Annotated in this window: 16 protein-coding genes; all 16 read left to right on the top strand. The window is 44.8% G+C overall.

Translation table 11 applies throughout. The features are described from left to right. Positions 1 to 106: 106 nt before the first annotated feature. The 16 genes from polA (at position 107) to PHE37_RS11640 (ending at position 13,681) form a co-directional block, all read left to right on the top strand. Positions 107 to 2,836 carry a DNA polymerase I gene (polA, locus tag PHE37_RS11715; protein WP_299995201.1) on the top strand — a complete coding sequence of 910 codons (2,730 nt, stop codon included), beginning with the start codon at positions 107 to 109 and terminating at the stop codon, positions 2,834 to 2,836. 94 nt (positions 2,837 to 2,930) lie between these two features. Beyond that, positions 2,931 to 4,544 (top strand): methyl-accepting chemotaxis protein, encoded by a 1,614-nt coding sequence (locus tag PHE37_RS11710; RefSeq protein ID WP_299995203.1) that lies wholly within the window; start codon positions 2,931 to 2,933, stop codon positions 4,542 to 4,544. Positions 4,545 to 4,658: 114 nt separating this feature from the next. Further along, entirely contained in the window at positions 4,659 to 5,228 is a 570-nt protein-coding gene (locus PHE37_RS11705; RefSeq protein WP_299995204.1) for a YqiA/YcfP family alpha/beta fold hydrolase, read from the top strand. A 31-nt stretch (positions 5,229 to 5,259) separates the two neighbouring features. After that, positions 5,260 to 6,612, top strand: a complete 1,353-nt coding sequence (gdhA, locus tag PHE37_RS11700; protein ID WP_299995206.1) for an NADP-specific glutamate dehydrogenase — start codon at positions 5,260 to 5,262, stop codon at positions 6,610 to 6,612. A gap of 181 nt (positions 6,613 to 6,793) precedes the next feature. Then, positions 6,794 to 8,116, top strand: coding sequence for a DnaB-like helicase N-terminal domain-containing protein (locus PHE37_RS11695; protein WP_299995207.1), 1,323 nt, complete (start codon positions 6,794 to 6,796; stop codon positions 8,114 to 8,116). 10 nt (positions 8,117 to 8,126) lie between these two features. Continuing rightward, positions 8,127 to 8,252, top strand: coding sequence for a hypothetical protein (locus PHE37_RS11690; RefSeq protein WP_299995209.1), 126 nt, complete (start codon positions 8,127 to 8,129; stop codon positions 8,250 to 8,252). After that, positions 8,249 to 8,455: a hypothetical protein gene (locus tag PHE37_RS11685; RefSeq protein ID WP_299995211.1), complete on the top strand. Its 207-nt coding sequence runs from the start codon at positions 8,249 to 8,251 to the stop codon at positions 8,453 to 8,455. The genes PHE37_RS11690 and PHE37_RS11685 overlap by 4 nt, the downstream gene beginning before the upstream one ends. Further along, positions 8,449 to 8,667 carry a hypothetical protein gene (locus PHE37_RS11680; protein WP_299995212.1) on the top strand — a complete coding sequence of 73 codons (219 nt, stop codon included), beginning with the start codon at positions 8,449 to 8,451 and terminating at the stop codon, positions 8,665 to 8,667. The genes PHE37_RS11685 and PHE37_RS11680 overlap by 7 nt, the downstream gene beginning before the upstream one ends. Continuing rightward, the gene (locus PHE37_RS11675; protein ID WP_299995213.1) at positions 8,667 to 9,227 is read left to right on the top strand and encodes a dATP/dGTP diphosphohydrolase domain-containing protein; all 561 of its coding nucleotides are present in this window, start codon (positions 8,667 to 8,669) and stop codon (positions 9,225 to 9,227) included. The genes PHE37_RS11680 and PHE37_RS11675 overlap by 1 nt, the downstream gene beginning before the upstream one ends. Continuing rightward, positions 9,224 to 9,436: a hypothetical protein gene (locus tag PHE37_RS11670; protein WP_299995215.1), complete on the top strand. Its 213-nt coding sequence runs from the start codon at positions 9,224 to 9,226 to the stop codon at positions 9,434 to 9,436. Before PHE37_RS11675 ends, PHE37_RS11670 begins: the two co-directional genes overlap by 4 nt. Continuing rightward, entirely contained in the window at positions 9,433 to 9,630 is a 198-nt protein-coding gene (locus PHE37_RS11665) for a hypothetical protein (RefSeq protein ID WP_299995216.1), read from the top strand. The genes PHE37_RS11670 and PHE37_RS11665 overlap by 4 nt, the downstream gene beginning before the upstream one ends. 10 nt (positions 9,631 to 9,640) lie before the next feature. Continuing rightward, entirely contained in the window at positions 9,641 to 10,189 is a 549-nt protein-coding gene (locus tag PHE37_RS11660) for a hypothetical protein (RefSeq protein ID WP_299995218.1), read from the top strand. After that, positions 10,186 to 10,509 (top strand): hypothetical protein, encoded by a 324-nt coding sequence (locus tag PHE37_RS11655; protein ID WP_299995220.1) that lies wholly within the window; start codon positions 10,186 to 10,188, stop codon positions 10,507 to 10,509. The genes PHE37_RS11660 and PHE37_RS11655 overlap by 4 nt, the downstream gene beginning before the upstream one ends. Beyond that, positions 10,509 to 11,231, top strand: a complete 723-nt coding sequence (locus tag PHE37_RS11650) for a hypothetical protein (protein WP_299995222.1) — start codon at positions 10,509 to 10,511, stop codon at positions 11,229 to 11,231. Before PHE37_RS11655 ends, PHE37_RS11650 begins: the two co-directional genes overlap by 1 nt. Positions 11,232 to 11,557: 326 nt before the next feature. Beyond that, the gene (locus PHE37_RS11645) at positions 11,558 to 13,099 is read left to right on the top strand and encodes a hypothetical protein (protein WP_299995224.1); all 1,542 of its coding nucleotides are present in this window, start codon (positions 11,558 to 11,560) and stop codon (positions 13,097 to 13,099) included. Further along, positions 13,100 to 13,681, top strand: a complete 582-nt coding sequence (locus PHE37_RS11640; RefSeq protein WP_299995225.1) for a hypothetical protein — start codon at positions 13,100 to 13,102, stop codon at positions 13,679 to 13,681. It begins immediately after the preceding gene. Position 13,682 lies beyond the last annotated feature (1 nt).

The following is a 13,682-nucleotide window of genomic DNA, read 5'->3' as shown; positions in this document are numbered from 1 at the left end:
TGCATTCGGACTTAAAAAAGCTGAAGCCGCCGGATACGATGTGACCAAACTTCAAGCGGCGATTGATTCGATTCTTGAAAAAACTCGCGCCATATAAAGGCGCACAATGTCTCAACAAACCGTTACAGTAATCGATACGTTCGGATTTTTTTTCCGCAGTTTTTACGCACTACCTCCACTCAAAAACAAGCAGGGTTTCCCGACCGGTCTTTTAACCGGATTTATCAACTTTATCGCGTCACTGCATAAAGACCACAGCAGCGATTATCTCATTTTTGCCCTCGATGCCAAAGGACCCAGCTTCCGCGCAGAGATCGATCCGAATTACAAAGCCAACCGCTCTCCCGCTCCTGAAGAGCTGATTATGCAGCTTCCGATCGCAATCGAGTGGATAGACAAAATGGGATATAAGTCCCTTTCCATGAGTGGTTATGAAGCGGATGATATGATCGCTTCGGTGGTTCGTCATGCACGTGCTCAGGGGCATATCGTCCGTGTTGTTTCGCACGATAAAGACCTCTATCAGCTTATCGAAGACGACGTTGTCGTTCTCGTGGATGCGATCAGTAAAAAAGTGATGAACGAACGCCACTGCGATGAAAAATACGGGGTACATCCGAGACAATTCATCGACTATCAAGCCCTTATCGGTGACACTGCCGATAATGTTCCCGGTGTCAAAGGGATCGGGAAAGTGACAGCACAAAAGCTCTTAGTCCAGTTCGGGACATTGGATGAAATGTATCGTCGTCTTGATGAAGTGACACCGCCGCGTATTCGCGGATTGTTGGAGACTTATCGGGATGATGCGTTTCGTTCGCGTGAACTGGTAAGTCTGCGGGATAATGTTTTCGAGTCACTCGATTTCAATGAATTCGCGATGCATTTTGACAATCCTTTTTTACCGATTTACGATGATTTGGTCCATTATGAGATGAATGCGGTTCTACGTACCTTGAAAGCCAAGGCGCTGTTTGAAGAATCACAAGGTGCACCTGCACCGCGCGTAGCGGAAAGTAAATCCCTCGATCTCCTTAAATGTGAAAACACTGAAGGGTGTACGATGTTGATCGACACTGACGAAGCGCTGGAACGTATCATCGCTTTGATCCCGCAGGATGCATTGGTCGCTTTTGATACCGAAACGACGGGACTCGATCCGACCAAAGATCATTTGGTCGGCTTTAGTTTCAGCATCGACGGTAAAACAGGCTATTATGTCCCTTTGGCGCACAGTTATCTCGGAGTAGGGGCACAAGTCGCTCATGAGAGTGCAAAAAAAGCGATCAAAGTGATTTTTGAGCATCGTGTCATAGGACATAATATTAAATTTGACCTCCACTTTGTGACCCGATTTTTAGGGGTTGATCGTTTAACCATCCATGCCGATTCAATGGTGATGGCATGGCTGACCGATTCGGCACGTTCGCTTGCTATGGATAACCTTTCAGCTTCTCTTTTACATCACGAAATGATCCATTTCAAAGATACGGTCAAAAAAGGGGAGAATTTCGCTTCGGTTGCGATCGAGGATGCGTGCAAATATGCGGGAGAAGATGCCTATATCACCTATCGATTGTATGAAGTTCTGCGCGAACAGCTTCTATTAAAAGGGGGACAGGATGCACTGGATGAGGCATTTAACGTCGAATTCCCTTTTACCCTGACATTGCTGGGAATGGAGCGTGAGGGGATTGCGGTCGATACGGCGGTATTAGAGCAGTTTAAAAAAGAGGTAGCAAACGAGATCGCCACATTGACGGAGCAAATCCACAGTGCATGTGGTACGGTATTTAATCTCAACTCAACCAAACAACTCGGCGTTGTCCTTTTTGAGACACTCGGGCTGGCTCACGGCAAGAAAACCAAAACGGGCTACAGTACGGATGAACAGGTTTTGGAAGGGCTTAAAAACGATCATTCCGTCATACCGATGCTGCTTCAATACCGTGAATATCATAAACTCTATTCGACCTATATCGAGCCGTTGATCGCTTTGGCACAAAACGATCCGACATCGCGTATCTATACCTCGTTCGTTCAGACGGGGACGGCGACGGGGCGGCTCAGTTCGAAAAATCCGAATCTCCAAAATATCCCCGTCAAAACGGCTCTTGGGATGCGCATTCGCGAAGCATTCGTCGCACCCAAGGGTAAAAAACTGATCGGGATCGACTACTCTCAGATTGAGCTTCGTCTCCTCGCCCATTTCAGTGAGGATAGTGTGTTGGTTAACGCCTTTAATGAGGGACACGATATCCACATGCAAACGGCAATAGCGTTGTTTGGAGCCGAAGATGCGCAACGTAAGCGTAACATCGCCAAAACGGTCAATTTCGGTCTGTTGTACGGAATGGGACAGAAAAAGCTCTCCGATACTCTTGGGATAACGACCAAAGAGGCAAAAGAGATCATCGAACGCTATTTCGAGACCTTCCCGAGTGTCAAAGGATATTTCAGCGGCATCGTCGAGCAGGCCAAAGAGATGGGGTACGTTGAGACGCTGCTCCACCGTCGTCGCTATTTTGACTTTGCATCCGCCACTCCGATGCTTAAAGCAGCATACGAGCGCGAATCGGTCAACACGGTATTTCAAGGTTCCGCGTCCGATCTCATCAAACTTTCGATGAATAAAATCGATGCCATGATCCGAACCGAAGGGATGAGAGCAAAAATGCTCCTTCAAATCCACGATGAACTGATTTTTGAGGTGGATGAGGATGTTGCAGAGATTTATGCGAGCCGTTTTGTCGAGGTGATGGAGCATATTTTAGAACTGCGTGTTCCATTGAAAACGTCGATGCATATCGGGAATCACTGGGGTGAGTTGAAGTAAATAGAAGTATTTCATGTTTTGTCTGGATATTATTTTCTTATAATTGTGTTATTATGTTGCAAATAAATTTAAAACATTGTACAGGAAATTTTGTATGCATATCAAACAAAAATTGATTATTATCAATATAGGCGCGTTAATAGGTATGTTATTGGTGGTTGCCATTGCGATGGTTGGTTATGGTTCGGTTTTAGACGAAACAATTGAAAGCTCACAAATCACTTTAAAACAAATCGATAAAGCACGCTCCATACAAGTAGCTTTTAAAAAACAGGTTCAAGAATGGAAAAATATTCTTCTCCGTGGTGAAAATCCGGAAAAATATGAAAAATATTTTAAAAATTTTGTGAATCAAGAAGAAAAAATTGATAAAGAGTTGGAAGAACTCAAAGTAATTACGGATAATCCAAAAATCGTTGCGATGATTGATGATTTTAGCGCATCACATAAAATATTGGGGCAGAAATATCGTCAAGGATTGATAGCATTTAATAGTGCTTCCTCAGAAAAATACAAAGTCGGTGATAAAGCTGTAGACGGAATTGATCGTGGTCCGACGGACAAATTGGATGCTTTAGTCGATGTGTATCAAAAAGAATATACTCGGATGAATGATACGATTAAACTCGAAGCGTCCAATGTGAAAACTCTTATTTGGGTGGCAGCTTTACTGATTATCGGAATCTTGAGCGGCGGTATTTTTATGCTCACAAAATCGATAGTTGCATCGGTTAAAATTGCTGAAAAAGGATGTGAGGACATCGTACGGACAAAGGAACTTAACAAACCTATTCCGATTGTCAACAATGATGAGATAGGGCATGTGATCGGACATGTTAATAAATTAATTGGCGAAATGGCGAGTGCGATTATATCATCCAAAAAATTAGCAAGTGAAAATGCACAGATTGCTTTTGATCTAACCGATACATCGACATTGATCAGTTCCAATACGGATGAAATTACATCGATTATTACACGTACAAACGCTTCGTCTCAAGAGGTTTCTCTTCTTCTTGAATCAAATCAACACCAATCCAAAAAAACGGGTGAGAGTATCAAGCATGCGAATGAGGAAGCGAAAGGTGCTGCTCATGAAGTGCTGAACGTGTCTCAATCCCTGCAAACCGCAGTGCAAGATCAGCATGAACTCTCTTCACGGCTGGAACGTCTTTCATCGGAAGCAGAGCAAATCAAATCGGTATTAACCGTTATCTCAGATATCGCTGACCAAACGAATCTGCTTGCGCTCAATGCAGCGATTGAAGCGGCACGGGCAGGAGAACATGGACGTGGATTTGCTGTTGTTGCTGATGAAGTCAGAAAACTGGCGGAACGAACACAAAAAAGTCTTTCGGAGAGTGGTGCTACGGTCGCTATTATTGTTCAATCGGTTACAGAAAGTACTGAGATGATGTCGAAAAATGCAGATTATATGGAAGAACTCGGTAAGAAATCGCTTCAAGTTGAAGAGACAATGCGTAATGTTATAGAGGTGATGGAAAATTCGGTACGAATGGCTCAAGATACGGCTGAATCTGCAAAAATCGGGGCAGAAAAAACAAAAATGACGATTGAAAATCTTGCACATATCGAAGAGTGTGCCAAACGGAATAACTCTGGTACCGAAAGATTGCTAGATCAAGCAAAAACGCTGGCATCCATCTCACATAATCTTTTAGGTGACTTAGAATCTTTTCGATCATAACTTTCTAAATTAGTTACAGAACTGTTTTGTTACGACATAATTTTTTTTAGAGAGTGAACTATAGTACTCATTGTGGTGAGTTGAAGTAATCATTATCTGGGTAGGAGTGAGAGTGTGATTATCTATATCCACGGTTTTGGGAGTCATGGAAACGGATCAAAAGCGAAAGCGCTGCGCGGATATTGCCAGGAACATGCTATACGCTTTATTGCACCCTCTCTCTCGACAGTTCCCGATTTGGCCATTACGACGTTGGAAGAGCTGATTGAATCGTTTCAACCGCTCGAAGAAGTCTGTCTTGTCGGATCTTCGTTGGGTGGATATTATGCGATGTTTCTCTCCCAAAAGTATAATCTCCCCTGTGTTCTCATCAATCCTGCGATACATCCGTATATTACACTCGAACGTTCATTAGGGTTTCCGTCGAATTTTTACGATCAAAGCAGCTATGAATGGAATAAAACCCATCTGGAGATGCTGAAGCGTCTTGAAATGTGCGAACCGTTGAAAAACAAATCTCTTTTATTGCTACAAACGGGAGATGAGCTTCTCGATTATACAGAGGCACTCAGTAAGCTGCCGGATGCCGAAACGATTGTAGAAGAGGGTGGAAATCATGGATTTGAAGGATTTGAGCATTATTTTGAGAACATTATAGAGTTTTTTGGAATTGCGATAAAATGAACAACAAAGTATTCAAAAATAGGAGATAAAAGTGGTCGAAAAAATATTAGCCAATCTCGAAAAATCATCCTGTGCGGTAGACAATACATTTTTGCAGGCAGTCAGCGAAGTTCTCCACTCTTTGACTCCGATTGTTGAAAGCGATCCCCGTTATGAGATGAACGGTATCGTAGAACGTTTGGTGACACCCGACCGCATTATTCAGTTTAAAGTGCAATGGTTGGATGATCAAAACCGGGTGAATATCAACAACGGATATCGTATCCAGTTTAATAATTCGCTCGGGCCTTATAAAGGGGGATTACGTTTCCATCCCAGTGTCACGACCGGAGTACTGAAATTTTTAGCGTTTGAGCAGATTTTCAAAAACTCTTTGACGGGTTTACCGATTGGAGGAGCCAAGGGGGGAAGCGATTTCGATCCCAAAGGGAAAAGCGACTTCGAGATTATGAAGTTTTGCCGCGCGTTTATGCGTGAATTGCATCAATATATCGGAGCGCGTACCGATGTACCTGCCGGAGATATCGGTGTCGGGTCCAAAGAGATCGGATTCTTGTTCGGTGAATACAAACGGATCAGCCGTAATTATGACGGTGTCCTCAGCGGAAAGCCCTATGCGTTCGGAGGATCGTTAATGCGCCCTCAGGCAACAGGATACGGAGTTGTCTATTTTGCCCAAGAGATGCTGAAAGAGGAACTTCAGGAAACGTTGGATTCCCAAGTGTGCTGTGTCAGCGGAGCGGGAAACGTTGCATTGCATACGATTGAAAAATTACAGTTTTTTGGTGCTAAAGTGATCACGTGCAGTGACAGTGAAGGGACGATTTATGATCCTGACGGGATCAAACTCGAATTGCTTAAAAGTATCAAGGGGGATGAGAAACGCCAATCTCTAAAACTCTATAAAGCAAAAGTCCCCACTTCCGTGTATACACAAAAAGATGACTATCCGGAGGGTGCACATCCGGTGTGGAGTTATCCGTGCTTCGCGGCATTCCCGTGTGCAACGCAAAACGAACTGACCAAGGCGGATGCGCAATCCCTGATCCGAAACGGATGCATTGCCGTGGTTGAGGGTGCCAATATGCCGACGACTCCGGATGCGATTGACCTTTTGCAGGAGGAGGGGATTTTGTTCGCTCCGGGCAAAGCATCTAATGCCGGAGGGGTCGCCGTTAGCGAGTTTGAGATGTCTCAAAACGCTTCGATGGAAAAATGGGATTATGATAAAGTGGATCGCAAACTCGATGAACTGATGCGACAGATTTATAAACGGATTGCATTGACTGCAAAAGAATACGGCAGGGAACGCAATTTTGTCGATGGGGCAAATATTGCTGCTTTTAAGCGAGTAGCGGAGGCAATGATTTTGGAAGGAGTGTAGAAAAAATACTCCTTTAACCTCGTTAAATAGGCATTTTAATAACTTTTTATCTTCATAACTATCTAAATCAATAAAAACTTCTTTTTAGGACGTAAAGTACGGTGCTTTGTGGGCTTCGTAGGTTTTCGTTTACGCAACTTAATGTGCTGTTTTTGTCACGTTGTTGTCACGGAAAAGAGTTATGGAAGAACAATTATATAATCTCGCTTTTGAGCGATCTGCTTTATCTTCGTTTATTTTTTCTCCTGAGTTGTTTGGTGATGTCATTGATACTCTGAAACCGCACCATTTTTATCTTAATGCACATCAAAACATTTATGAGACGATGCAATATCTGTATCGAAGTGATAAACCGATCGATGAGTCTTTTATTCGGGATGAATTGGTGAATAAGAAGAAGTTTGATGAGAAGGTGATGGTAGAGATCCTCATAACTACCCCTATCAACAATCTCAGCCCCTATATAGCCAAGATTAAAGAGTTATATACGATCCGGGAACTGTTACGGTTAACAACTCTCATAAAACAGCAAGTAGTTGAAGAAAATAAAACTTCGGATCAAATCATTGCGGAGGTGGCGCGCTATATCGATATCTTGGAGATGTCAGATCAGTCACGGGCAAAGTCATTTAGTCAGCTCAAAAGAGAGTATCTGTTAAATCCTCCCGCTCCGATTTATCCTACCGGAGTGAGCTTTATCGATGAAGCGCTTAACGGCGGTTTTGAGATGGGGCAGCTGATCCTCGTATCCGGAGATCCTGAAGCCGGAAAAACAATCCTCACGATGCAGATCCTGAAAAACATTACGAAGATGAACCCTGCGGTGCTGTTTGCGTTTGAGTTTACGACCGATTCGCTTGTAAAGCTACAGATGCGGGTAGAGAGCGAAGCGTATGAGAATGTTAACCTGCAAATTATCGATGACGGATATGACATCGTAGATTTGGAACGTGAGATCAAGATATGGGCAAAGCGCGGGGCACGGTTTTTTGTAATCGATTCTCAGATGCGGATCGAGAACGCAGCCAATAACGGAACGATGGAAGATCGAGAATCGGAGAAGTTTAGCCGGCTGGCTAAGCTAGCACATAAACTCAATATTGATATCTTGCTAATTATCCAAAACTCGAAAGCGGATGCCGCTGCGTCGGTGATCTCTCCGATGGGGACAAAAAAAGGGGCGCACGAAGCCTCGATCATCATCCATCTCAAACGTCTCAAGGACGATCCGGAGAACGGTAAGAAAGAGATGCGTGAGATCATCTTTTCCAAAAATAAGCAGACAGGGCAACACTTCAAAGGTGAGGTGAATTTTAACCCGTATACGTTGATGTTTACCCGTCCATACGGAGCGGGCGGAACTGAGACTAAATACACCGGTCATATTCCGGTAGAGCATCAAGATGCAGGTGGAAAAACAACGGGGCAGAGTTCGATGAGTTTAATCGGAGAGCAGCTGAGTGAAATTGCCGGAGAGGGCAAGATCGATATGGCGCAATTATAAGGAGATTGTAATGGAAGATATTGCAATGGGGATTGTATCCATAGCGGTGCTGTGGTTTTTTATGCATCATGCAGAGACGAAGCGGCGTTATGGGGAGAACCCGTCAGGGGCAAAGTATAAGAAGGGTAAATCATGAAAAAAGAACCCCAAATACAACATCCGAAGGTAGTAGCCCGCTATAAAGACTATGAGATTACCAAGAGTGAAACTCTCGGAATGTATTATGGATTTCAGGGTAGTCAGCATATCGGACACAATGAACAGCTGAGCCAGGTGATCAGTATTATTTCTCTCCGAGAAGGGGAGGGGTTTGATATCAATAAGGTTGAAATATGCTGAAACTTTGGCTTATTGATTTTATGTGTTCTAATCCACATGGTAAAGAGCTCCCTGTTGTATTGCAATCTGATAGAGAGCCAACTAGAGTAGAGGGTGAGTGTGCCGTATATTCAGCTGAATACCGTTTTGCACCAATCTATATCGAATCGATCACCGAAACATCCGAGAGCGAGATGCGAGGGAAACAATATTATTTAGTGGGAGCGAAGTAATGGGAGATAAACAAGAGGATGAAACGTCATGCCCTTATGGGTTGGATAGTACCTCAGAACGGATGAATCAATCTAATGACGAATTAAATGAAATAATGAGTGATGCACACATAACTGGAATAGTGAACTTTATCAAAAGCAAGTCATTTAAAAAAGATGATAAAGGGAAATTACGCTACGGATTGATCCCGCCATTGGCAGAGCGTGAGATGGTAGATGTACTCACATTTGGAGCACAAAAGTACAGTGTAGATAACTGGCGGAATGTAGATGATCTAAGCCGATACGTTGATGCGGCACTCCGTCATATCTCAGCGTATCGGATGGGACAGTGGAGTGATGAAGAGACGGGATTGCATCATCTCGCTCATGCGATGTGCTGTTTGAGTTTTATTGTAGATATTGAGATAGGTGCTCTGATGCATCGGGATGATCCTATCGTTGGAAAAGAGCAAATTATAAGTCTTTGCGATGGATGTGCTTATGCCGGTATTACTCATGAGGGATGTTTTGAATGCGTCGAAAGAAGCCATTTTAAAAAGCTGGAGGAAGGGCTATGAACAACCAACCGACTCCTAAATTTCAATTTTCAAACGTAGTGGTAGTGGATGAGAAGCTGATCGGGTGTATCGTCAAGACGTGGGGGGCTTCGATAAATCGAGGAGTTCACTATGAGGTGTATGTTCGTTCTTACAATCGAATCGAAGAGTACGACGAAAAAGATATTAAGCATTTTATTTATGACAAAGAGTTAGAGGAAGAGGAATGAAAACTGATACCGACTGGAACATCACCATCAAACCCAATGGGAAGATACTAGCTCTCAGTGTAGATTATGTCGGAGAGATTCCGAACGTCAAAGCCTATACAGCATTACTTGATGCACTAGGCAAGTGGGCGAAGAAAAACAGTGCTAAAGAGTTGCGGGTGATGGGCATCCCAAAAATGATGAGTGTAGGGTGAAGGAGAGACTATGACTGAAATCCAACGAACCATTATTCTTGTCAGTTTGATCGGTACAGTATTATCGACCTATGAAGAAGATGAGTTGAGCGAGTCTACCCGTGAGCTTAAAAATACCTGCATACGGTTTTCAAATAAGCAATCAGGTGTTGAGATGGTATTGGTGCGCGGCAAGTTCGGGAGACGGGGTTTAGCACCGGAAGTCACTAACCAAAAACGGCATGATCAATACATCGAAACGATGAAGATCGGTAATGCTATATGGCAAAAAGCGCTGGACAAATACGGGAAAGGATCTATACATTTTGATGCAGTGACTTATGTGCATGCTATCTACAGTTTTGCGCCTGATCTGCTCCATAAACATGCCCGTATCTCTAAAGAAAAGATCGATGCCTATATGGCCGGTTGGATTGACGGAAAGCAATCCAGCCGTAATAACGGGGCATGGATAGGGGGATATCTCACGGAGCTACTCGCTGCGGAGATGGGGATGAAGATCAACGGGCGGTTGCGTGCGCTGAAACAAAAGGTCGAGATGGAAAGGGGGGTAGCGTGATGGGAAAAAAAACTGATTTTTTTGAACTTCCCGTGGGGGATCAGCATCATCGAGAGTGCATCGAGATCGAGTATAGCGATGAGTATCGTCAAGGATTTGAGGAGGGAGTGGAGAGTTTTCGTCCGAAGTTTGAGGAGTTTAAGAAGTCCTTGCAGGAACATCATGATGAGAAGCTCAAGGAGTTTCAAAAAGATACAACATGTCATACCTGTGCTCATTATGAAGATGATACCTGTATTCATACCGATACGGAAGATTTTTATACATGCCGGTATATTCAATATAGCGGATGCGGTTTGCATCAACTAAAGGAGTCCTGATGTGGGATACGTATGAAGAGTATTGCTCATTTATGGAATCTAAAGGGTGTGAACCGCTGAGCGAAGAGATATTTAATCGAGACTACCGTCGGAAGAGCGAGGAAGAAAAAAAGGCTGAAGAACTCAATAATGCTCTCTTTGTTTCCCGTAAAAAAGAGAGTTTCCGAAATGTGGAACCGACGTTATCGAATCATGAGGCTCCAAGGGCTACGGCTCCTCTCAAAGTAAATTTGATGGATATTCCAAAAACAAACCATATTCCCGAAGTCGGTAAAAAGGTATCAATGCCAAAAAAGCCCACACCATCACGCGAATCAAAAGAGATAAGCCGCCGTCCCAATGCGGTCAAAAAAACCTCTCTAAAGGGGATGAGCAAGGAAGAGCGCAGAGTGCATCGGAACAAGCTCTCACGCGAGCGCAGAGAACGGGACAAGAAGAACGGGGAGCTGAAACCGCTGAGCGAGGAGAGGATCATCAAACAGCGGGGGTATGCCAAGAGCCATTACGAGAAAAACAAAACGGATCGGCTGGAAAAGTTACGGATCAAGCGGGAGAGTATGAGTCCGGAAGAGAAGAAAAAGCAGCAGGATTATATGCGGGATTATCGGGAGAAGAATCGGGAACGGGTGAATGCGAATGCGAGGCAGTGGAAGAAGAACAAACGCAACCTGACTCCTCAAAACAATACGTCTATCTCTCCCGATCAGAGCTTATCGGCATGATTGAGAGGGCTTATCGACGTGGATATGATGATGCTTTATTCATTTCTTTTTAGTAAAGAAACGAACCAAAGAAAAGCGTCCCAAACGCAAAACGCGACGTGCGACTGCGGCGGAGCCTTCGCGCACTACTCAATCGGTGTGCGTTTGGGACTGGGAGTTTAGATTGATTAATTTCGCTTAGGGCGAAATGGGGGGCATAAAGTGATTTATAAAGATGGGAGAATAATTCCAAGCAAAGAGATACAGCAGCGTGCAGACGCGATTTTTTTAAAGATACTTCTTAAATATCGGCATAAGAAGCTCAAAACAAAACTAAAGAAAAAGCGATGAATCAGCATAACATCATCAAGCAGGTGCTTGCGGAGCAGGAACTGGCGCGCCGTAATCTCGAATATTATATGCGCTATATCTTTAAATATCACTATCAGCGGCCTCTGAAAATCAACTGGCATCAAGGGTTTATCTCTGAGATTATGATGGCGGCGTTTGCCGGGGAGCTTCCCCGATTTTCGATACAGATCGCACCCTCTACCGGAAAGACGGAAGAGACAGTACGGCAAGGTTTCTCATGGGCGTTGGGGCAGAACCCCCGAAAGAAGTATGCATATACGACTTACGGAGGTGATCTCTCTACGATGGTCAGTATCCAAACGCGTAGCATCGTCGATAGTAAGCCCTATGCGGGGCTGTTTCCCGATACTAAGCTCTCCAAGGTCAAGAATAAAAACGATGACTGGGAGACAACCGTTGAGGGGGGAATGGCATCGACCTCTACGGGAGGGGCAATGACGGGGACGCACTATGACGGGATCATGATGGATGATCCGCTCAAGGCTATCGATGCGGACAGTATCGCAAAGCATAAAGAGGCTATCGATTTTTATACGGGGACAATCCTTACCCGTTTACGGGATAAAGAGCATGGGTTTATCGGGCTGATTATGCAGCGTCTCCATGTCCATGATCTCGTCGGATATCTGATGGAATCGGAAGAGCGGGACGATTGGGAGTTTTTTACGCTTCGCGGAACTGAGGGGACGACTACGTTTTACGATTTCGGTAATTTTCACTATGAGCGTCCTGCTGGAGAAGCGTTGTTCGAGGCGCATGAGAACACTGCTCAGCTGGAGAAAATGGAACGCTCTATGGGTAAGACGAAATACGATACCCAGTATCAGCAGAACCCTGAACCCAAAGAGGCGGGGTTTGTTCTCAAAGAGTGGTTTAGCGAGATCGGGGAGTTCGATATACCGCAGCAGAATCTATACATCAAGATCGACCCTGCGATGTCTACGAAACAAAGCGCCGATAACCGCGCTATCGATGTGATCGGGTACAGTATCGATAATAGTGCAATAGAGCTGAAGGTGATGATGGATTGTTGGTTCGGGACGTGGGGGCTGGATGAGTTTATCGATTATATCATCATGGCGATGATGCGTTATCCGGATGCGACGGTATTGCTCGAATCAAGCGGGGGAGGGTTGCTCGTAGATCAGCAACTCAAAAAAGAGATACTGCGGCGCAATGCGGTACTCAAAGAGGAACGGCGTGATCTGATCAAAAATCGGATCATCGTCTATTCCCCCAGTAACAAGATATCGAAAAATCAGAAGATCAGCGCGGGGATCATCGAGTTGGAGACGGGGCGGTTCAAGTTTCGGCGCGGGGCAAACGGGGTAGAGCAGATGAAGAGTGAGTATCTGCGGTTTGATCCGAATAAAGAGAGTAACCGTGATGACTGTATCGATGCGGCGCACAGCGGTGAGGAACATTGTCATCCGAAGAAGATAGGCTCAGTTAAGAAAGAACAGACGATAGGTAACAGGTATAAAAAGAAGAGCGGTAGCGGGAAATGGAGGTTTTAGATGGCGTATGCTCCTGAGTTTATCGAAAAAGTCGGGATCTATTTCGAGACGCATGATGACAGTGCAAAAGAGGTAGCGGAGACTCATGGGGTTTCGCGCTCGATTATGTACGGGTGGATCGAGAAATACGGGTGGATACAGAACAAGTACCAAGGGGTTCGCAGATCCGCCGGCGGATTGATCGATGAGGCTGCGATGAGGGCGGTTCGTGAGGGGGCTGTGGATGCGGTCGTGGGTGAGGTGATGGAAGCGGATGCTCATACGGGGCATGTGGATAAAGATCGGGCGAAAAAGATCGCCGGCGGGTTGATCCGCGAAGTGCTCACCCTCGATCAGCTCAATCTCGATGCGTCTCAAGCCCTCGCCAATGCACGGGAGATTGCGATCACCAGTACCAAGCTGAATGATCAGCGGATATGGCTCGATTGTGTCAAGACGGGGAAAGAGATCATCTTCGGGAAGAATCCGGACATGGTGTTCCTCGGGGATTTTTCCAAGATCACCGATGTCGATATCGCCAATATGTCCCAAGAGGAACTATTGCGGCTGGCCAAGATGCATGAGGATAAAAAGGAGGGGTAGG

Origin of the sequence: Sulfuricurvum sp. (genome assembly GCF_028681615.1) — a bacterium.
In the GTDB taxonomy this organism is placed as follows: domain Bacteria; phylum Campylobacterota; class Campylobacteria; order Campylobacterales; family Sulfurimonadaceae; genus Sulfuricurvum.
The sequence above is the reverse complement of the archived record's forward strand: the minus strand, read 5'-3'. Positions and strand labels throughout refer to the sequence as shown.

Excerpts from the sequence above, each read along its gene's own strand:
- polA (WP_299995201.1), top strand. The coding sequence starts at position 107 with ATGTCTCAACAAACCGTTACAGTAATCGATACGTTCGGATTTTTTTTC.
- PHE37_RS11710 (WP_299995203.1), top strand. The coding sequence starts at position 2,931 with ATGCATATCAAACAAAAATTGATTATTATCAATATAGGCGCGTTAATA.
- PHE37_RS11695 (WP_299995207.1), top strand. The coding sequence starts at position 6,794 with ATGGAAGAACAATTATATAATCTCGCTTTTGAGCGATCTGCTTTATCT.
- PHE37_RS11690 (WP_299995209.1), top strand. The coding sequence starts at position 8,127 with ATGGAAGATATTGCAATGGGGATTGTATCCATAGCGGTGCTGTGGTTT.
- PHE37_RS11685 (WP_299995211.1), top strand. The coding sequence starts at position 8,249 with ATGAAAAAAGAACCCCAAATACAACATCCGAAGGTAGTAGCCCGCTAT.
- PHE37_RS11680 (WP_299995212.1), top strand. The coding sequence starts at position 8,449 with ATGCTGAAACTTTGGCTTATTGATTTTATGTGTTCTAATCCACATGGT.
- PHE37_RS11675 (WP_299995213.1), top strand. The coding sequence starts at position 8,667 with ATGGGAGATAAACAAGAGGATGAAACGTCATGCCCTTATGGGTTGGAT.
- PHE37_RS11670 (WP_299995215.1), top strand. The coding sequence starts at position 9,224 with ATGAACAACCAACCGACTCCTAAATTTCAATTTTCAAACGTAGTGGTA.
- PHE37_RS11665 (WP_299995216.1), top strand. The coding sequence starts at position 9,433 with ATGAAAACTGATACCGACTGGAACATCACCATCAAACCCAATGGGAAG.
- PHE37_RS11660 (WP_299995218.1), top strand. The coding sequence starts at position 9,641 with ATGACTGAAATCCAACGAACCATTATTCTTGTCAGTTTGATCGGTACA.
- PHE37_RS11650 (WP_299995222.1), top strand. The coding sequence starts at position 10,509 with ATGTGGGATACGTATGAAGAGTATTGCTCATTTATGGAATCTAAAGGG.
- PHE37_RS11645 (WP_299995224.1), top strand. The coding sequence starts at position 11,558 with ATGAATCAGCATAACATCATCAAGCAGGTGCTTGCGGAGCAGGAACTG.
- PHE37_RS11640 (WP_299995225.1), top strand. The coding sequence starts at position 13,100 with ATGGCGTATGCTCCTGAGTTTATCGAAAAAGTCGGGATCTATTTCGAG.